The following is an 18577-nucleotide window of genomic DNA, read 5'->3' on the forward strand; positions in this document are numbered from 1 at the left end:
CATATATGAAACTTAGTGATAGCTATAGATTATTAAATAAATTGCTTAATTCCATTAATCTTTTTACTACTGGATCTACATTATATGCTATGCAAGAAGAAATATATGATGTAGTAATTGTAGGGGCAGGAATTGCAGGGTTAAGCGCAGCCTTATATACTTCAAGGCAAAGGATGTCAACTTTAGTAGTTTCAAAAGATCTTGGTGGTCAGTTAAATTTAACACAATTAATAGAAAATTATCCTGCTATAAGTGCAGATACCGGTTTAGGCTTAGCATCAAAAGTAGAAGCACAAGCTAAGAAGTTTGGTGCTAAGTTTATCTATGGAGAAGAAATAAACGGATTAAGGAAAGAAGGTGACATTTTCATACTAAAAGGACTAAAAGGAGAATACAAAGCAAGGACAGTAATTTTAGCATTTGGTAAGTCTCCAAGAGAATTAAAAGTTCCTGGAGAAAACGAATTAAAAGGTAAAGGAGTTTCTTATTGTGCTATATGTGATGCGGCATTTTTTAAAGACGTACCTGCAGCTGTTGTGGGTGAAGGAGATCCAGGGCTAGATGCTGTAGAGCTACTTGGTAAATACGCTAAACCCACTTACTATATCTCTAGGAGTTTTCAATTGGCAGGAGAACCAGATCTTGTAAATTCTGTTTTATCTAACAAGAACATTCAACTTTTCTTAGGATATAGAGTCTTAGAAATTAAAGGTAATTCTAAAGTTCAAGGAATAGTTATTGAGAATTTAAAAACTAAGGAAGTTAAAGAGTTACAAGTAGAAGGAGTAATAATTGAAATGGGATATGTGTTAAATACCGATTTTCTGAAAGGTTTAATTAAATTAAATGATAAAGGAGAAATTATAGTTGATGATCTAGCTAGAACATCAATGGAAGGAGTCTTTGCTGCAGGTGATATAACTCAAGTGCCTTATAAACAAGCAGTAATAGCAGCAGCCGATGGAGTTAAAGCTGCCTTATCTGCTTATAACTATTTAAGGAGTAAGCAAGGTTTACCCCCTGTAAATGTAGATTGGAAAGCTGAGAAGAAGAAGACTGTTGTGTCATTTAGATTATGAATTTTAAATAAAAATAAGTCAATTTTCTTAACTAAGATAGAGGTGACTTTATAAAAAATATAGCAAATATTCCCGTAGTGATATAATGTTAACGGGTATACCACTTTTTTTATCAGTACTTTTTTCCTCACTTTTAGCGGGCTATTTAGGATCCTTAACTGGACTCGGAGGAGGAACGATTTTAGTACCTATACTAACTTTATATGATGGAATACCAATAGAATACGCCACTGGTGCTAGTTTAATTTCTACTATTGCAACATCTAGCGGTGCAGCAAGCGCCTATTTAAAGGATAAGATAATTAATTTAAAAATAGGCACATCTTTACAAGTAGCAACAACTTCTGGTGCAATAGCGGGATCATTAACCGTAACTTATATTTATTCTCACCACTTGGAGCCAATAATATATGTAGTATTTGGAATAGTTCTCTTAGGTTCTGTATATCCTACGATTAAAAGGGGCAAATTTGAAATACCTAAGAATTCAGACCCAGATTGGTCAACTAAATTCTTCCAAATGCATGGAGAATACTACGATATGGCATTACAAAAGAAAGTTGAATATTGGGGCGTTAGATGGGTTCAAGGTGCTTTAGTAATGTTTGTTGCTGGTTATGTTTCAGGATTGCTTGGAATAGGTAGTGGGGCTTTAAAGGTTATAGGAATGGATTGGGTTATGAATCTACCAATAAAAGTTACTACAACTACTAGTAACTTCATGATAGGAGTCACTGCGGCCACAAGTAGCGGTATATATTGGGTTTTTGGGTATATACAGCCATTAATAGCCGCCGCCACTAGCATAGGAGTGCTAATAGGTGCATTTATAGGTACAAAGACTCTAGTTAAATTAAAGAATAAAAGGATAAGAACAATATTTACGATCTTATTAGCTTTCCTTGGTATACAAATGATATTAAGGGGATTGGGGATCTATTAATGGATCTAGATTACGTAACTGGAATGATAATGAGAATAGGAGTAATACTAAGCATTTCTCTAGTTGCACTAGGAGTAATTCTAATATTAGTAGAAGGTCATGCATGCAGTTATTCAGAGTCTGTACTTTTCTCTAGAACTTCGTATGTTAACTCGTCAATAGCTAATCTTAGTTATATAATAAAAGGATTTACAAATATAAGCGGTCTTTCGTTTATATACCTAGGTTTAATTATACTTGTTTCCGTTCCAATACTAAGAACTGCGTTAGCCTTAGTATATTTTGCTTACGAAAAAAATAAGCTCTATATTATTCTAACGATAATAGTTCTATTCAACCTGGTATTTGCAATACTATTCTTACCTTCTATTATAAAATAATCATCCAGACAAGATAGCAGCTCCTTTTATTTTATATTTAACAAGTAAACCTTCAAGTTTTCTTTCTATTACTATTATTGAATACTTTAACAATCCCTCATAGGCTAAACTTCCAGGATTGACAACTATCGTATTTTTAATCTTATCAGTTGCAGGAGACTCTATTATATGACCATGCAAGCCAAGTAAAGGTCTATATTTTTCGATTAAATCTCTAACTCCTCTAGATCCTACATGTTCTCTTTTCTTACCATCAATTATAGCAATATCTAATTTAGTATTATATGGTGGGGCATGAAAGTTTAATATAGCTCTTTCTGGTTCGTCTATTTTCCTTAAATAATCTTCTCCTTTTATATAAATTGTAGAATCTTGCTCTTCCCTATAACTTTTAAAAGGCGTGGGATTAACGTATCCATAAGAAATTAAATACAGAGTATTTGTCTTTCCTTCTTCAAGTTCAAATATCCCCTCATCTCTTATGTTATATTTAGAAAATACCTCATCCAGATATAACGGATCATCGTTACCGTAACTCCAGAATACCTTTATATTAGTTCCAGTTAATTTTTCTTCAGCTATCTTAATCCAGTTGTCTATTTGTTTCTCTATTAAAGTTCTCTTTACAGATTCAAAGAATTCTTTATTCTCTAGAATTTTCTGTATTTCATCTTTGCTAGCCACGTGGATATAGTACCCATATTTTCTTGCATCCTCATAAACAGTTTTTATATCTACTTCATTACCATTAAAATAATATTTATCTCCACTTCTTTCTATAAATACTATATTTTTAGAGGTTATATCTCCACCTATAATTAGGTAATCAACGTTATGCATCTTTGCAGCATTTAGTGCTTTTCTATAGGCTATTTCTGATCCGTGTAAGTCTGTGACAGACATTAGTTTAATTTCTCCGGACATTGAAGGTCGGTCGTAAATTTACTATTTAAGAATTTTGTCATTACAATTAAAAAATAGTTACATTATAGGGAATAAGATAAAACAATTTAAATTATCCTTCTTCTAGTATTTTGAAGATAAATGCTGATATAAATAGTAATATACCTGCTATTGCGAAGTTAGTAATAAATCCAAATCTTGTAGAAATAAAACCTGATGCAAAAGAGCCTAGAAATAGTGCTACTCCCACTAAAGTACTATATACTCCAAGGCTCCTACCTTGGTTTCTACCACCTATTGCCTTAAAAATTAGTGTATTTGATGCCGAATAATAAGCAGAAAAAGCTACTCCTGCTGCTAAAGGATAAAATATCATTCCAAGTATTTCTGTAAACGATGCAGACAAAATTGTGGAAATTCCCATAGCTATGTAACTACTTCCTCTTAATAATAAAGCTCTAAAGCTGGTTTCTCTTTCATCCTTCTTTTCTAAATATTTTCCAATTAAATGAAATGTGAGTATTTCAGCAATCATTCCCTCTGTTATTATACCTAGTACTATAGACTTATCTAGACCTTTAGTATAAAGACTAACAGGATATAATGTATTGAATAATCCACTAGAGATGTAAAATATAAATATTGCTAAGTAAAGAAGCGGTAAATAATTAATTGGCTTCTTTAGAAGCCTAGATACTCTAAACATTTTGAAATTATGTAAGTTTGGAGGTATGTGGACGAAAAATAACGGATGCATTTTTAGTCTAGTAAAGAAAGATTCCTTATGATGAACTATTGAAACTCTTTCTATTCCCATGAAAACTCTTGGTGTAAAAAGATAAGCTGAAATGAAAGCCGCTATTGAGAATATTGAAAGCACAATGTAAATCTCATATATATGTATGAAAATTACGAGTATTGTAGATAATATCAATCCTACTAGATTTCCTATTGAAGTTAGCATTGAAAGTTTAGAAAAGCTTTCTGCCCATCTACTTTTTTCTGTAGTTTCCATTACCAGTAAATTCATTGGAGTAGAGTAAGATACAGAGAAGAAAGTGAATAGCGCATATAAAATTATTAATAAAATAATAGAACACGCTAACGCCATTAGATATAATGAAACACTTGAAACTCCAAAGCCTATTAGTATTATACTTCTTATATCAAATCTGTCAGATGCGTACCCCCAAAATAAAGATGCCGGTATTAGGACTGCATTGGAAAGTGATATAGCATAATCAACATCTATGGTATTTCCTCCTAAGTTTAAGATTTCTAGGCTTAATAAAGTAGAAATAGGTAACGAAACAACTCCAAATAATAAGGCTGAGATCATCCACCTAGAGTCTGTCCTTATCACTTAGGATCAATAAAAGGGCTCCTTTAGTTAGAAATTTAAAGTAAACAGCTTAACACGCTTGGCTTGAACTTTAATATTAAGTAGTGGAGTGCCTCCGAATTTGCCCTTCTTCCCATCTATTATAGAATTTATAGGCTTTCCGTCTAGGTCAAAGAGTGATGATTTAAATAAGAAATAGACACCAGTTGGTAGATCCTCAGCTTTTTTAAAGATTACTCTTACTTGTCCTTTTTCCGTGTATAAAATTCCTTCTCCTTCAAATTTTGAATTAAAGACTATAGGCTTTCTCTCGCCGTATATCTCTTTAAATTGACTATTAGTATAATTAGGATGAGAGGAATAAACAAGAAATTCTCCTTGAGGAAATTCTAGGTCATCTGGCTTTGGAAAAGGTTCTATAGAAAACTTTCTTGTGACCTTAGGCGATACTTTAACTACTTTTCTCCTTTTTAATTCTTCTACAGAGATTCCAGTGTTTCTTAAGGATACTTCTACTGCCTTCCACAGATCTTCAAATATAAAATCCTCCGAAATTTCCAATTCTCTGGCAATTTTATGCATTAAATTAACTTCAGTGATTCCTAAGGAATTGTTAATTATGGGCTCATTATAAACAAGATAATTATGCCAATAACTATATACCACATCTTCTTTTTCTAGGAAAGTCAACCCTGGGAAAACTAAGTTGGCTAGCTTGGCAGTCTCGGACCAGAAAGGATCATGTACTACTAGAAAAACTCTTCCATCATTAACTGCCTCCATAATTTTATCTCCTCCTGGCAGAGAATGCAATGGATTAGAATTCCAAACAAAGATTATTTTAAACTCGTTTATTCTATCTCCTACATCGCCCATGTTGATAATCTTTCTAGGTTTATACAAGTGAGTTCCTCTAAGGTAATCAAAATCTATTCCCCATCCTTGGCTATTAGAATAGAAAAATCCATTTTCTATACCTAGTAATCCAGGTATAAGAGAAATTACGCCTATAGCATAACCTCCGTTTAAACTTCTTCCTATGGCAAACCCAATTATCGTTAAAGGTTTTTCATTAAAGTAAAAATCCGCTAGGTCTTCTATGTCCTTCTCTTTTAAAGAAGTGGCTTCTTCTATCAGCGAGTAATTGAAAGGAGCAACTTTATCTTGCAATTCAGCATCACGTATTTTTCCCTTTTCTACAAGTTTTTTCAATATTCCTATAGCAAGGTAAACGTCAGAACCGGGTTTTATAATATAATATTTGTCACTCCTTTTTGCTGTTTCGCTTTTTCTTACGTCTATAGTTACTTTATATTTGTCTTTAAGAATTTTCCATCCATGAATAAAGCTAATAGAGGCCTCACTACCCCAGAAAACTACTGAGGAAAATTTAGCAAAATCTTCTGGCAATGCACCAAAACTACTTCCATAATGAGCTTTAATTGTTTCATGTCCTTCTGCGCTACATATTGAGTAATCTGTTGAGGAACTGCCTAGATAATTCCAAAGCCTTGCTGGATAATACCACGTTAATAACCCTTGGTTCCCATCGTAATCTATATGAAGTATTTCTTCAGGTTTTATTTCCCTTATTCTTTTAGCTAAAATTCTTATTCCTTCTTCTACTGTAATTTCCTTTCCTTCATAATAAGCAGATTTTATTCTATTAATTGAATTTCTTTTTACGTCTGCAATGCCTCTGGAGCAAGTAAAACCATTAACTGGGAAGATATTCAAAGGCTTATATTTAGAGTCAAATATACAAGTATCGTAACAATCTCTTGTACAAGCAATCATGAAGATAATATTATAAATGGCTTTTAATTTTTTCCTTATTATGGAAAAGGCAGAACAACTCTTCCAAGCATATAAGGAAAGGAAAGAAATAGATCCATTTCCACTTACGGAAGAAGAAGGCAAAAAAGTTGGTGAAGAATTCTCTAAGATGCTTATAGATTATGAAGGTTTAGGAGGGTATAAAATTGCGAAAGGTGGTATTATAGGAGTTTTAACTAAGGCCATGATTACATCTAGTGAGGATGTAGAATTATGGTTTAAAACTCATAAAGTGGAGGTTGAGTTAATAGCACTAGTTAAAAGTGGAAAAATTTCAAAGATTTATTTAGGTTTAGAAATTCCTGCCACAAGATTCAAAACATGGGATTTGCCTACACAATATATTATAGCAGATGATGCTTTTGCCGGAAGGCTCTTTGTTGGTAAAGAAATCGAGCCTCCTTATGGTTCTTTCAAGTTATTCATAAATGATAAATATATAGCTACTGGATCTCCTACCTATTCTCCGCAAAGTCTAATTAAGGATTTTATGGAAGGATACGTAGCGTTAGGGGCTTTTCTCGGTCCTTATAAAATATCTAAAGGAGACAAAATAAGAGTAGAAGGAAAGAAAACTATAAGTGTAAAAATGGTTTAGATATATCTAATATTTCCTCCTTTACCCTGAGGTGTGCCGAAAGTATCAGAGAATTTGAATATAATATAGAGGCCCGCATTCCTTACTATGTATACAGCATTTACGAACTCATTTGCAGTAAGGTTATCTGGCAATAGAACTCTCGATACTTGAATTGCACTTGGTATTTCTTGTCCAACTGGCATGAAAATTATATCTACGCCCATTTTTAGTAAATCGTATTTTAGTTCGTTGAGGAACTTTCTTCTTTCATCCTCTTTCATCTCCTTTAGTGCGTTCTGATGTATTTCATGTATTCCTACTCCCATAATCACTATGTATAGGTTTTGATTAGGAGGTCTTACTACTTCTAATGTAGGTCCTCCACCTTGAGGAGGATACATTACAACGTGGAATGGTTCCTTTGCTTGTGGTGGGACATTTATCATTAAGCCTAACTCTTGGATCCATTTTTTTATTTCATTATCCATAGGTGAATAAAGGATATCAGTCTATTATTTTTAATGAAAAGGGATAGAACTTCATAAATGTACAAAAGATTGAAAGCCTTAACCTTAGGAGTCAAGTATTTTTATATCCTATATAAATCGCATTATTAGGTAATATAGATCTTACTCTATAAACTTTATAATCTAAAGTTACGAACCCCTTTTTCTCGCATATCTTTTTTAGCTCCCAAGGCCAGTATAGTCTATAGTACCTCATTACGACTACACCGTTTATATTAGATTTTACAATTACTTCCTTTCTGAATAAAAATCTAATTTGTCTCAGCCAAACTGTAATAATTATCTTTCCACCTTTTTTAAGCACTCTCGTTGCTTCAGATAGTGCGTTATTTGGAGATGGCAATTGATGTATCGAAGCGATATACATCAAAAGCTTAAATGAAGAATCTCTAAAAGGAAGGAATTCCATATCAGCTTGAATTAAATTTTCACACCCCCTTTTCTTAGCTTCCTTAAGCTGTTTCTCTGCTATGTCAAGGCATATTACAAATCCTTTTAATAGTTTACAATTTTGCCCAGATCCACAACCAATATCTCCTGCTGGACTTTCATTCATTTTAATCTCTAATGGTTTTCTCCTATGTACTATGTACTCGTAAGCATTCATATTCATGAGCTTTATTTCATCCTCTTTCATTTCCATCTGAATTTCTTTGCAATTAAAATATATTTTGATTTATGTCATGAATTGTTAAACACTCAGATTTATAAATATTGAGTATATACTTATTTTATGAGACTTGAATGGAGGAATGTTCTAGTCTCAGGGATGGGAGTTTTTACTGATGGTTATAATCTTTATTCAATCTCTCTTGCATACTATTTTATTTCCTCTTCTTTTCATTTTGTTAATCTTACTTTAGGTCTCATAATTGCTTCGTCGTATTACGGTGCAGCATTATCAGCATTGCTCTTTGGAATAATAGCAGATAAACAAGGCAGGAAAATAATGTATGGCATAGATACAGCGTTAATGACCATAGGTGCTTTATTACAAGCATTCTCAGAAAATATTCCAGAATTATTCGTATCAAGATTAATACTTGGAATGGGAATAGGCGCAGATTACGTTCTTTCACCGATAATAGTTGCAGAAAATGCTAGAGCAGAAAATAGAGGCAAACTTATGGTTATAACGTTTGCTTTCATGTGGGGATTAGGCGCAGTAGCTGCAGCATTTGTAGAACAAATGTTAATTCTTTTACATTTGCCCTCTTACATAATTTGGAGAATTGTACTAGGATTCGGTGCTGTTCCTGCTTTTTCCGTAATTTTCCTAAGGAGAAGAATATACGAGACTATATTATTCGTAAGTAGAGTAAAGCCGTTGGAAAAAGATATTAAAGGAATAGAAAAAGAGCTTGGTAAGAAACTTACAATAGTCAAAGATACGACTCCTTTCATAAAAAGGCTAAAATCTTCTACTTTGCTTATAATCGCTTCTTCCATTTTGTGGATGCTCTATGACATGTATTCCTCAACTTTTTCGGTTTATGGACCTATAGTTATCGCAGGTAATCTAGGTATTTCTGCTATAGAATTTACTTACATTGCACAATTTGCAGCTGGAATTCCTGGTCAATTAATATGTATGAGCACTATAGACAAGGTAGGAAGGAAACCTTTAATAGTAATCGGATATGCTGGAGTATCTTTCTGGTTAATGATGTATTTTCTCTTACTTTACGATCCTTCTCTTTTTGGTTTACATATAGCAATTCCGCCTAATCCCTTATATGCGGCGAAGTCGTTAGTAGGAGAAGCAGCCTTACTAGGTTTTACTTTCTATCTTTTAAACTATTTATTCTCGGCCATAGGTCCAGCCTCAATAATAGGCTCTGCTATGGTAACCCCAGAGATAGTTCCTACGAAAATTAGAGGTACCGGCCAAGCTATTAGCGTTAGTGCAGATAGATTATCAGCAGCATTAGTTTCTACAGCATTTCCTTTATTATTAGCTAAATATGGATTAGCTACTATGATAGGAATATATTCCTTAATAGCTTTAATTTCAAGTATAATTACTTTGATTTTCATTCCTGAAACAAAGAGGAAAGAATTAGAAATGATTGAAAAAGTAACTAGTAGCTAAGAAATTTAAAAATTTTTTAAGGAAAAAGTTGATATATTCAAGTATTATATTCTACCAATGCTTATATATTTTAAGTCTATAAGCGAATGCATATGGAACCATTCTATTTTAAATCGTATGATAGAGTAATAGGCATTGCACACGACGTTAAGGAATTAGAGAAAGAGATGGAAAGGCTATCTAAAGAAGATCCTGCTGCATTAGAATACCATCTAAGGGAGGGCCACATAGTTTCTTGGCTGAACTACATTGGTGAGAAAGGATTAGCTGAGATGTTGAAAGGAGTTACCGCGCCTAAGGAGGCTTTGGCTAGGATAAAGGAATATGAATTACTAAAGGATTCAACGCAAATACTTCCCAAAACAAGTAAGAAAGAGAAGAGAAAGAAATGGTATGAGAGAGAATAAGATATTTTATTTTGAATATAAACATTTTTCTTTGTGCTTAAAAAACCAGTTAGGACGATTTCTGGCGTAGCTCCAGTTTCTATAATGACTCATCCACATAGGTGCCCTCATGGTAAGTGTATTTTTTGCCCTGGAGGAGTTGAGTACAATACTCCTCAAAGTTATTATGGTAGAGAACCTACATTGATGAGAGCTATAGAGAATAATTTTGATCCCTATTGCCAGGTCAGATCTAGACTAGAGCAATACTTTGAGAATGGCCACTTTCCTAATAAGGTAGAATTAATTATAATGGGTGGGACGTTTCTTTCTTTGCCTTTAGATTACCAAGATTGGTTTGTTACTAACGCATTAGAGGCAATGAATAATTTCCCTAAAAAGAAAGAGAGAGGCAAATTTGTGTATCTAGAGGAAGCGCAACTAAGAAATGAGACTGCTCAAATTAGATGCGTTGGAATGACTATAGAAACTAAACCTGATTGGAGCAAGGAATGGCATGCTAACCAAATGCTTAGGCTCGGTGCAACTAAAGTTGAGTTGGGAGTTCAAACAATTTATGACGATATACTTAAGAAGGTCAATAGAGGACATACAGTTAAGGATAGTATCGAATCTACTAGAATATTAAAAGACTCAGGATTTAAGATAGTGTATCATATAATGTTAGGCTTACCTGGAGCTGATCCAGATAAGGATTTAGAGACGATAAAAGAAATTTTTACTAATCCAGATTTTATGCCTGATATGTTAAAAATTTACCCTACTCTCGTAGTTGAAACTGCTCCCTTAGCAGAGTTATGGAAAAGAGGATTGTATACTCCTTATGATACTGATACTTTAGTTGAAATAATTTCTGAGGCGTACCGTTACATACCAAAGTGGGTAAGGATTATGAGAATACAGAGAGATATCCCAGCAAACATTATATTGGCAGGAAATAAGAAGGGAAATTTAAGAGAACTAGTTGAGAAAAGAGCTGAAGAAAAGGGAATAGAAATTAAAGAAATAAGGTATAGGGAAGTTGGAGTTGCCTGGCTACATAGGAAGATAAAACCCGATAGAATATCCCTACATAAAGAAATTTACGAGGCAAGTGGAGGTACAGAAGTTTTCTTATCATTCGAGAGCGATAATGGACTTATAATAGGCTATCTGAGGTTAAGGAAACCAGGGAATTCGCATAGGAAAGAAATTGATGAGAAGACAACAATTGTTAGAGAATTGCACGTATATGGAGAAGAAGTACCTATAGGTGAAAAGAAAGATGAAGCTTATCAACATAAGGGTTACGGTTCTGCTTTACTCAAAGAAGCTGAAAGAATTTCATTAGAGGAATTTGACGCTAAAAAGATTCTCGTTCTTTCTGGCATTGGAGTAAGGGAGTATTATAGACAAAAAGGGTACATAAGGTATGGGCCATATATGGCTAAGCAGTTAGCGTAGGATTCTTTAATGCGAATGCATTATATCCCATCTTTTTGAGTCTATATGCAAGGTCTCCGCTAACTACTCCTTTCTCGCAATATAAGATATATGTCTTATCTTTACCCGTTTTTAGAACAAAATCCATAACTTCCCAAGGATCAAGTCTTATGGCATTGGGTAGATGAATTTTCTCGTATTCCTCTTCTTTTCTAAGGTCAATGATAACTGTATTTTGTAATGATGTAGGTAATTTGTCGAGATATATCTGAACGTTATAATTCTCAGTCTGCATTTGTTCGCTTTCTTTAAGAGTCTCCTCAACAGCTTCTTTTAGTGCTTCATCTATTTTTTCTATTTCTTCAATTGTTACTTTAGTTCTAGGCTTATGAGAGAATAAAGCACAATATTCTGGAACCTTTGTTGAAAGCTCGAATGTCCCTATTTCTCTAGCTAATTTTACTATCTCGTCCTTATCAAAGCCTATTAGAGGTCTAAGAAAGAGTAGGTCTATTTTGTGCTGAAGCCCACTGAGAACAGAAAGTGTTTGAGAAGAAACTTGACCTAAAGATTCTCCTGTAACTATTGCTTTAGCTCCTATCTTATCTGCGTAATTGATTGCTATCAAGTAGAGTGCTCTTTTAAATGCCACTGACCAGAGTCTAATGTCCACTTTCTTCATTATAGCTTCCATTATTTTTCCACAATCTACTATGAAAACTCTAGGAGTGTAACCTTGTGACCATTCTTTTATCTTATCTATTACTTTCATGATCGAGGATAGATTATTAGGTCCTGAGATATTACAATGCAGAATATCTAACGCTACACCTCTTTTCATTATCATCCATGAAGCTACAGGAGAATCTATTCCTCCGGACACTAAAGCTAAGGCTTTTCCTTCAGATCCTAGGGGTAATCCTCCTGGTCCTTTAATAATCTCGTCGTAAAAATAAGCCTCATTTTGTCTTATCTCTACGAATACCTCTACTTCTGGATTTTCTAAGTCTACTTTGCCGTTAAATCTATCGGCAATTCTTGCTGCAGCTTCTATTGAAGTAAAATCGTGTTTTCCTACTCTTCTAACCCTTATTGCAAATCTTTTTCCTTCAATTTTATTCTTCCATAATTTTTCAGCAAAATCTATAATCTCATTTAAATTTTGGAAAGTTATTTTCTCGGCAGGACTTACAGATTTTACCCCAAATACTTTAGATGACGAAATTTTTAGGCAATCTATATTGCCATAAAGGTAAATTCTACCTTGTCCTTTTTCAGCTTTTACCTCGCCACAATTGAAATAACTTGCAGAAGCTTTTAAATTATCAATTAGTAACTTCTCTAATTTTTTCCTTACTATATCGCTCTTTACCCCTATTTCATCATATCTTACTATTAGAAGTTTCACTTGTTAAACTTCGTGTTGAACTTAAAACGATTTTCTCAAATATTTTCATGTTACTAAGTCCGCTACCTTAATCATATTAAAGTATTCGTCCCATAATTTTTCGTCTTTTCCGTTCTTTAATTTCTTAACTACTACTACATTACATGAATTGGACAAAAAGCATATACCAGTAATATAACCTCTGTTTAATATTTCTTGGTTTCTTTTCTTTATTTTTTCTCTTATTAGATGGAGATTTTTACAATCTACTTTCCTTACATAATATAAAATCCACTCATTATTTTCTTCTATTATATCAATATAAAAATTCTCTTTTATAAAAATTCTTATCCCTCTCTCTATATTTTCTATTCTCTCTATATGAAAGCCTAAGTCCTCGATAATTCTAGTTAAATCATTAATTTTCATCTGATACGATTTATGGATAGAGAAATTTAAGTATTATTGTCTAAAATCATCTTTTTACAGAATTCTCGTTTCTTTTTACATGAGTCATATAAAATAAATATAACTTTACTGCATGAGGACAAAGAGTACTTCCACAACTACATTCGCTCTCAACCATTTTGCTATTTACGACTTTTATCCTCACTTTATGGAATCCTACAATACACTTAGCCGGTACTAGGCCCTCTATTATCCTACCCCCTGGTGTATCTTTTATGCTGAGTATTCTAGTCATAACACTATATGTTATAATGCTATACATTCATATGCTTTTTCTCTTCCTCTAATATTTTCTTTAGCTCTCCTTCAATTACAAAATTTTTCTCATAAAATCTAATTGCATTAGTTTCCACGAATCGTATTACCTTTTTAACGGCATTATATCCAAGTAATGAAGTTAAAATCCCAAATATGAAAAGTGTATAATAAGTTGGCTTTTCTAGGATAGATCTTCTATATTTTCTAAAATAATTCCAATGAGATTGCTCGTCCTCAAACGCTTCTTTAAAATGCGTTGTCTTATATCTGACATAATACGCTCTAGCTAATCCAGAAGCTCCTGCTTCGCCAAGTAATGCTAATAGATACTTATCCATAGGTAGATCTTTTTTCTAGATAAAAAATACTTTTATTAAATATCATTTTTCACTCGTAAATATCTAAGATGCTTGGGATGTACTTTTGTTAAAATATATTTGGAAAAGAGTTATAATGTACGATGCAAAAATATATACGATATAAATGGAGATTACAGTTTTTGATAAAGACTTGCAAAAGAGGATTAATGACGCTATTTATTATATTAGTGCTTTAGCAGTTTCAAATAGAAGTGCTAGAAAGGACTTATTAAGATTGAGAAAAGAACTTAAAATTCTTAAGAAAGTGATTCAAAAAGATTATATTTCTTATGATGATACTATCACTATAAAGGGTGAATTTGGAGTAGTATTAATTTCTCTCTCGATCCTTTCTCAAAAATACAAGAGAATTAAAAATCAACTTGAACACATTCAAGATTTACTCCTAACTTAGCTTTACATTTTTAATTTTGTTTTAGTTAAATTATTAAATATTTAAAAACGTATAACCTCATATTTTTATATTTTTAGCCCATGATTTATGAAAAGCTTATAGGATAATGTTTATAAATATATTATTGTGTTTGTGTATTACCTTATAGAAGCGATATTATCTATTCTAGGCTTTTACATAGGGAGCGAGCTAATTGTAAAAGGAGGTAAAGAAATAATACACCAAGGTTTCATGCTTGGTGCTCTTTCAGTGCTACCAGAATTGATAGTTTTAAGTAATTTACTATTTCATAAGAATTTTTATTTGGCCTTATCCTCATTTTTTATAACCGCTCTCACAATTTATACTCTAGGTGTTGCAATAGTAAATGTCTCAGTTTTTCTAAAATGGAGAAAGAGAAGAATTAGTATAGTTAATTTCGAAGAAAGAAGAATTATTCTAGTAATAATGGGTATTTTATTATCAATTTTTATTCTACAAAAAATAAACCTAGAAATAGGTATTATATCACTTTTTATACTGAGTTATTATTTAATACTTAGACTTCATGAGGTCAAGTTCTCAGTAAGATCTTTGCTTTTCATGCTTTCTGGAATTATGATTCTTTGGATCGCTTCAAATAATTTAGTTTTCATGTCCTCAAAATTCTTGCCTTCGTGGACATTCACGATCTTCTTATTCCCTATTGTACTTAATATACAAGATATAATAGTGGCAATAAAGGGAAGCTTATCAAGTCCAGAATTAGGGCCTCAAATGACTTTGAGTTTTATAGTTGAGACCATAATTCTGAGCGCATTCACGTTAAGTTTAGCTGGACTTCTAGGAGGATTTGAAGGAGTATTTATAGGTATTAATTACTCTCTTCTAGCTTTAATACTAGTTAGTGTGACGATGTTCATATTATTTAATAATAATAATCTATCTATAAAGGAAAGTATAGTGTTACTATCTATGTATTCCTTAGTGCCAATATCTATTTTATTACACGCTTAAAATCTAGCTTTAAAACTTTCATACATTTTTAGTTCTTCTTTTGTTACACTAGGTTTAACCTTGTCTAGAACCTTTTTAAAATCATCAATATTAACTTTAATTCTAAGCACATTCGTAATTGAAGCTTCCTTAAGTAGATTTCTTCTTATCTCATCTACAACCAGTTTCAAGTCTGCTGGTGTATAGTTTTCTGTAATTCTAGCAACTTCCTCTATTGTTTTTTCATCAACTTCTAAGCCTTTAGTTAATACTTTAAGAACTTTAATTCTTCCTTCGTAATCTGGAGGCGGTACGTAAATTAATTTATCAATTCTTCCTGGCCTTAAAATTGCTGGGTCTAAATCCCACGGTCTATTAGTTGCCCCAACTAGTATAATGTCGTCAGTTTCCCTTATTCCATCTATTTGAGTTAAAAGCTCAGTTAATGCATTTCTCCATTCATTAAACATTCTATTCTTTGCTATCATATCTATTTCATCAATGAATATCACTGCAGGAGAATTGTCTCTAGCAATGTTAAACTTTTCCGCTATTACTTCTGGTGCTCTTATCTGCGCTGAGGCGAATTCTTCTCCAGATAAAATTATGAAAGACGCTTTTAATTCATTTGCCATAGCTTTTGCAATGCTTGTTTTTCCCGTCCCTGGAGGTCCATAAAGTAAGATTCCTTTTACTGGTTTTATTCCCAATTTTTCAGCAAATTCTCTATTTTTTATTGGTAACTCAACAGATTCTCTTATTATTTCCTTAACTTTTTCTAAGTCTCCTAAATCGTCCCAAGTAATATCTGGTACTCCAAATGGTTTATCTATCATTTTCTCCCTAGAGTATTTCTTGGCTAAATTCTCGAATTTTATTAATGTAGAAATTTTTACCGATGGTTTAAAGTTCTCAATGAATTTTAGGTAATCTTCAGTTGTAGGACTTTGAATTTTTGATTTAACTTCATCTACTATTAATTTAATATCTGCTGGAGAAAATCTTTCCGATCTCTTAGCTAAGAGTTTGTAATCTATATTAGGATCTTTGATATATCCTTTCCATATTTCTTCTCTTCCTTCTTCATCGGGTAAAGGAACATAAATTATCTCATCAAATCTTCCCGGCCTAAGGAAGGCCTCGTCGATTTCTTGAGGCAAGTTAGTAGTACCTATTATGAGTATTTTATCTCCTTTATCATGGAATTCTTGGATTCTATTTAATAGAATATTTATCAGCCTATGAGTTACCTCATGTACATCGTCCTCTCTGCTCATTGTAAAACTATCTATTTCGTCGATGAAAAGTACTGCAGGCTGATTTGATTCAACTTTATCAAGGAAGGAAGTTAGTAAAATTTCACTTTCTCCGTACCATTTACTCAATATATCTGATGCATTTAACTGAAAGAAATTCCAGCCTAATTTATTTGCGATGGCTTTCGATAGGCTTGTTTTACCCGTTCCTGGAGGCCCAAAAAGTATTACACCGTAGGTTTTACCTTTTTTGACCTCTTCGGCAATTTCTTCAAGCCTCTTCTTTACGTCTTTTAAATCGTATAGATCTTCTAACCTTGTACTTGGTATGTAGCTAACAACTTTCTTATGCCTATTAGCTATTCTATTAGCTCTCATCATCATTAGGAAGAATAGAAAAGGCACTATGAAGAATAATATCTGAAGGATTTCTATTGCTAATTGAAGGGCTTCAGAGACACTCACAAATTCCATATACTTTTCAAAGGCGATAAACCTTGCGTATTATTTTTAAATATAGAGTCATCTAAATTCTTAATGCATAAAAATTCTTTTTAATCTTAACTTTGTAATTGACATATGATAGTAGATGTTTTGATAGCGGGAGCAGGTGGTGCAGGCTATCCAGCAGCATTTAGATTAGATAAAGCCGGATTAAAGGTAGTAATGGCTGATCCCAAAGGAGAACTAGGAGGTAATTGCTTATATCAGGGTTGTGTGCCTTCTAAGACACTGAGAGAATTAGCCCATCTGTACGTAAGAGCTAAGAAATTACTAGGATTTAATGAGACAATATCCTTTGAGAAAGCCCAAGATCACAAAGACTTTGTTCAAGAAACTAGGTTTAAGCAACATAAACAAGAATTGGCAGAATCTTCTGTAGAATTTTATAAAGGAGAAGTAGAGATTATAGATAATCATCATGCAGTAATCAAAGATGAGAAAGGAGATGTGCAGGTAGAGTATAAATACCTAATTTTAGCTACTGGAAGTGAGCCTTTTAAACCAAAATTTCCAGGTTCAGAATATTGTATAACTAGTGACGATCTTTATAAATATAAGACTTCGATAAGAAAATTACCTAAAGAAATGGTAATAATTGGAGGAGGTTATATTGCTTTAGAAACCGCCTCTATTATGAATGCCTTAGGTACTAAGGTTCATGTATTAGTTAGGTCAGATAGAGTACTTAGAGGATTGGATAGTAGACTCGTGTCCTCATTACTTTCAATGTTGGATAAGAACATTGATATAAGGTTTAACTCCCCAGTTATAGAAGTTCAGAAGATTGGAGATAAAGATGAATATAAAGTAATATATTCCGAGAAATCAGAGAAAAAGGAAATTTCCGCAGATTTAGTTATGTTAGCTACTGGTAGAAGACCAGTATATCCTAAAGGGACTGAAAAATTGGGTTTGGCAATAGGTAAAACAGGGATAATGGTTGATGAAACAATAGTAACTAGTGTTAAAAACATTTATGCACCGGGCGACGTGAATGGTAGATCAATGTTCTTCCATTCAGCAGTTAGGCAATCTTTAGTCTCTGCTCATAATATACTTGCGGGTACGCCAATAGATTATATGGATTTCCAAAGCGTGCCAATTTCCGTTTTTACAATTCCTTCTATTGCTTATGTAGGAATATTACCAGAGGAGGCAAAAAGGAGAGGAATAGACATAATAGAAGCATCATATCCCTTGAGTAAAGATTCAAGAGCGCAAATGTATGATGAAGCCGAAGGAGAAGTTAGACTGTTCTTTGAAAGAGGATCTTTAAGAATAATTGGAGGTTGGATAATAGGAATAGATGCGCCAACTATGATAAACGAAATAGGCACTGCAGTAGCTAATGGACTAACAGCTAGGCAAATGGCTAATTATGCAGATCAGCATCCAATGTCAAATGAAAGCATAAGTTATGCAGCAAGGAGCATATTTTGATACG

At 33.0% G+C, this 18577-nt stretch carries 20 protein-coding genes; 10 read left to right on the forward strand and 10 right to left on the reverse strand.

Features of this window, described 5'->3' with window-relative positions; genetic code table 11:
• Positions 1-89 precede the first annotated feature (89 nt).
• The 3 genes from D1866_RS07250 to D1866_RS07260 all read left to right on the forward strand — a co-directional run bounded on the left by D1866_RS07250 (position 90) and on the right by D1866_RS07260 (position 2402).
• The gene (locus D1866_RS07250) at positions 90-1079 is read left to right on the forward strand and encodes an NAD(P)/FAD-dependent oxidoreductase (protein WP_048054826.1); all 990 of its coding nucleotides are present in this window, start codon (positions 90-92) and stop codon (positions 1077-1079) included.
• A gap of 85 nt (positions 1080-1164) precedes the next feature.
• Positions 1165-2022, forward strand: coding sequence for a sulfite exporter TauE/SafE family protein (locus D1866_RS07255; protein WP_152941599.1), 858 nt, complete (start codon positions 1165-1167; stop codon positions 2020-2022).
• A complete protein-coding gene (locus tag D1866_RS07260) occupies positions 2022-2402 on the forward strand; it encodes a DUF1634 domain-containing protein (RefSeq protein ID WP_152941597.1) in 381 nt (126 codons plus the stop codon). Before D1866_RS07255 ends, D1866_RS07260 begins: the two co-directional genes overlap by 1 nt.
• On the opposite strand, the gene D1866_RS07265 is transcribed toward D1866_RS07260, so the two are convergent.
• From D1866_RS07265 to D1866_RS07275, 3 genes are all read right to left on the reverse strand, one after another.
• Complete coding sequence (locus D1866_RS07265; RefSeq protein ID WP_152941595.1) at positions 2403-3326, reverse strand: metallophosphoesterase family protein; 924 nt, start codon at positions 3324-3326, stop codon at positions 2403-2405.
• A gap of 91 nt (positions 3327-3417) precedes the next feature.
• The gene (locus D1866_RS07270; protein WP_231136268.1) at positions 3418-4668 is read right to left on the reverse strand and encodes an MFS transporter; all 1251 of its coding nucleotides are present in this window, start codon (positions 4666-4668) and stop codon (positions 3418-3420) included.
• A gap of 27 nt (positions 4669-4695) precedes the next feature.
• Complete coding sequence (locus tag D1866_RS07275) at positions 4696-6444, reverse strand: molybdopterin-dependent oxidoreductase (protein WP_152941593.1); 1749 nt, start codon at positions 6442-6444, stop codon at positions 4696-4698.
• A 40-nt stretch (positions 6445-6484) separates the two neighbouring features.
• On the opposite strand from D1866_RS07275, the gene D1866_RS07280 reads away from it, so the two are divergent.
• Positions 6485-7081, forward strand: coding sequence for a hypothetical protein (locus D1866_RS07280; RefSeq protein ID WP_048054827.1), 597 nt, complete (start codon positions 6485-6487; stop codon positions 7079-7081).
• On the opposite strand, the gene D1866_RS07285 is transcribed toward D1866_RS07280, so the two are convergent.
• Both D1866_RS07285 and D1866_RS07290 read right to left on the reverse strand, forming a co-directional pair.
• Complete coding sequence (locus D1866_RS07285; protein WP_013774886.1) at positions 7078-7551, reverse strand: DUF2299 domain-containing protein; 474 nt, start codon at positions 7549-7551, stop codon at positions 7078-7080. The genes D1866_RS07280 and D1866_RS07285 overlap by 4 nt on opposite strands.
• Before the next feature lie 91 nt (positions 7552-7642).
• Entirely contained in the window at positions 7643-8233 is a 591-nt protein-coding gene (locus D1866_RS07290) for a class I SAM-dependent methyltransferase (RefSeq protein WP_420809222.1), read from the reverse strand.
• Positions 8234-8323: 90 nt separating this feature from the next.
• On the opposite strand from D1866_RS07290, the gene D1866_RS07295 reads away from it, so the two are divergent.
• The 3 genes from D1866_RS07295 (at position 8324) to D1866_RS07305 (ending at position 11532) form a co-directional block, all read left to right on the forward strand.
• Entirely contained in the window at positions 8324-9682 is a 1359-nt protein-coding gene (locus tag D1866_RS07295; RefSeq protein WP_152941591.1) for an MFS transporter, read from the forward strand.
• Between the two features lie 92 nt (positions 9683-9774).
• Positions 9775-10089 (forward strand): hypothetical protein, encoded by a 315-nt coding sequence (locus tag D1866_RS07300; protein ID WP_152941589.1) that lies wholly within the window; start codon positions 9775-9777, stop codon positions 10087-10089.
• 84 nt (positions 10090-10173) lie between these two features.
• Positions 10174-11532 carry a tRNA uridine(34) 5-carboxymethylaminomethyl modification radical SAM/GNAT enzyme Elp3 gene (locus D1866_RS07305; protein ID WP_152942926.1) on the forward strand — a complete coding sequence of 453 codons (1359 nt, stop codon included), beginning with the start codon at positions 10174-10176 and terminating at the stop codon, positions 11530-11532.
• Here the strand turns inward: D1866_RS07305 and thiI are convergent.
• The 4 genes from thiI to D1866_RS07325 are packed head-to-tail and all read right to left on the reverse strand — an operon-like array spanning position 11516 to position 13962.
• On the reverse strand, positions 11516-12919 hold the full coding sequence (thiI, locus tag D1866_RS07310; protein WP_155861116.1) for a tRNA uracil 4-sulfurtransferase ThiI: 1404 nt from the start codon (positions 12917-12919) through the stop codon (positions 11516-11518). The genes D1866_RS07305 and thiI overlap by 17 nt on opposite strands.
• 45 nt (positions 12920-12964) lie before the next feature.
• Positions 12965-13327 carry a hypothetical protein gene (locus tag D1866_RS07315; RefSeq protein WP_152941587.1) on the reverse strand — a complete coding sequence of 121 codons (363 nt, stop codon included), beginning with the start codon at positions 13325-13327 and terminating at the stop codon, positions 12965-12967.
• 46 nt (positions 13328-13373) lie between these two features.
• Positions 13374-13601, reverse strand: a complete 228-nt coding sequence (locus D1866_RS07320; protein WP_152941585.1) for a hypothetical protein — start codon at positions 13599-13601, stop codon at positions 13374-13376.
• Between the two features lie 19 nt (positions 13602-13620).
• Positions 13621-13962 (reverse strand): ferritin family protein, encoded by a 342-nt coding sequence (locus D1866_RS07325; RefSeq protein WP_152941583.1) that lies wholly within the window; start codon positions 13960-13962, stop codon positions 13621-13623.
• Between the two features lie 145 nt (positions 13963-14107).
• Between D1866_RS07325 and D1866_RS07330 the strand changes: the two genes are divergently transcribed.
• Complete coding sequence (locus D1866_RS07330; protein ID WP_152941581.1) at positions 14108-14398, forward strand: hypothetical protein; 291 nt, start codon at positions 14108-14110, stop codon at positions 14396-14398.
• A gap of 126 nt (positions 14399-14524) precedes the next feature.
• Positions 14525-15394 carry a hypothetical protein gene (locus D1866_RS07335; protein ID WP_152941580.1) on the forward strand — a complete coding sequence of 290 codons (870 nt, stop codon included), beginning with the start codon at positions 14525-14527 and terminating at the stop codon, positions 15392-15394.
• Here D1866_RS07335 and D1866_RS07340 read toward each other — a convergent pair.
• Positions 15391-17013, reverse strand: coding sequence for an AAA family ATPase (locus D1866_RS07340; protein ID WP_231136450.1), 1623 nt, complete (start codon positions 17011-17013; stop codon positions 15391-15393). The two genes, D1866_RS07335 and D1866_RS07340, sit on opposite strands and share 4 nt — an antisense overlap.
• A 195-nt stretch (positions 17014-17208) precedes the next feature.
• On the opposite strand from D1866_RS07340, the gene D1866_RS07345 reads away from it, so the two are divergent.
• Positions 17209-18573, forward strand: coding sequence for a dihydrolipoyl dehydrogenase (locus tag D1866_RS07345; RefSeq protein WP_152941576.1), 1365 nt, complete (start codon positions 17209-17211; stop codon positions 18571-18573).
• Positions 18574-18577 lie beyond the last annotated feature (4 nt).

The sequence above is a fragment of the Acidianus ambivalens genome, from assembly GCF_009729015.1.
Classification (GTDB): Archaea; Thermoproteota; Thermoprotei_A; order Sulfolobales; family Sulfolobaceae; genus Acidianus; species Acidianus ambivalens.

Excerpts from the sequence above, each read along its gene's own strand:
- D1866_RS07250 (WP_048054826.1), top strand. The coding sequence starts at position 90 with ATGCAAGAAGAAATATATGATGTAGTAATTGTAGGGGCAGGAATTGCA.
- D1866_RS07295 (WP_152941591.1), top strand. The coding sequence starts at position 8,324 with ATGAGACTTGAATGGAGGAATGTTCTAGTCTCAGGGATGGGAGTTTTT.
- D1866_RS07305 (WP_152942926.1), top strand. The coding sequence starts at position 10,174 with ATGACTCATCCACATAGGTGCCCTCATGGTAAGTGTATTTTTTGCCCT.
- D1866_RS07300 (WP_152941589.1), top strand. The coding sequence starts at position 9,775 with ATGGAACCATTCTATTTTAAATCGTATGATAGAGTAATAGGCATTGCA.
- D1866_RS07315 (WP_152941587.1), bottom strand. The coding sequence starts at position 13,327 with ATGAAAATTAATGATTTAACTAGAATTATCGAGGACTTAGGCTTTCAT.
- D1866_RS07265 (WP_152941595.1), bottom strand. The coding sequence starts at position 3,326 with ATGTCCGGAGAAATTAAACTAATGTCTGTCACAGACTTACACGGATCA.
- D1866_RS07260 (WP_152941597.1), top strand. The coding sequence starts at position 2,022 with ATGGATCTAGATTACGTAACTGGAATGATAATGAGAATAGGAGTAATA.
- D1866_RS07280 (WP_048054827.1), top strand. The coding sequence starts at position 6,485 with ATGGAAAAGGCAGAACAACTCTTCCAAGCATATAAGGAAAGGAAAGAA.
- D1866_RS07330 (WP_152941581.1), top strand. The coding sequence starts at position 14,108 with ATGGAGATTACAGTTTTTGATAAAGACTTGCAAAAGAGGATTAATGAC.
- D1866_RS07340 (WP_231136450.1), bottom strand. The coding sequence starts at position 17,013 with ATGATGATGAGAGCTAATAGAATAGCTAATAGGCATAAGAAAGTTGTT.
- D1866_RS07275 (WP_152941593.1), bottom strand. The coding sequence starts at position 6,444 with ATGATTGCTTGTACAAGAGATTGTTACGATACTTGTATATTTGACTCT.
- D1866_RS07285 (WP_013774886.1), bottom strand. The coding sequence starts at position 7,551 with ATGGATAATGAAATAAAAAAATGGATCCAAGAGTTAGGCTTAATGATA.
- D1866_RS07320 (WP_152941585.1), bottom strand. The coding sequence starts at position 13,601 with ATGACTAGAATACTCAGCATAAAAGATACACCAGGGGGTAGGATAATA.
- D1866_RS07345 (WP_152941576.1), top strand. The coding sequence starts at position 17,209 with ATGATAGTAGATGTTTTGATAGCGGGAGCAGGTGGTGCAGGCTATCCA.
- D1866_RS07255 (WP_152941599.1), top strand. The coding sequence starts at position 1,165 with ATGTTAACGGGTATACCACTTTTTTTATCAGTACTTTTTTCCTCACTT.
- D1866_RS07325 (WP_152941583.1), bottom strand. The coding sequence starts at position 13,962 with ATGGATAAGTATCTATTAGCATTACTTGGCGAAGCAGGAGCTTCTGGA.
- D1866_RS07290 (WP_420809222.1), bottom strand. The coding sequence starts at position 8,233 with ATGGAAATGAAAGAGGATGAAATAAAGCTCATGAATATGAATGCTTAC.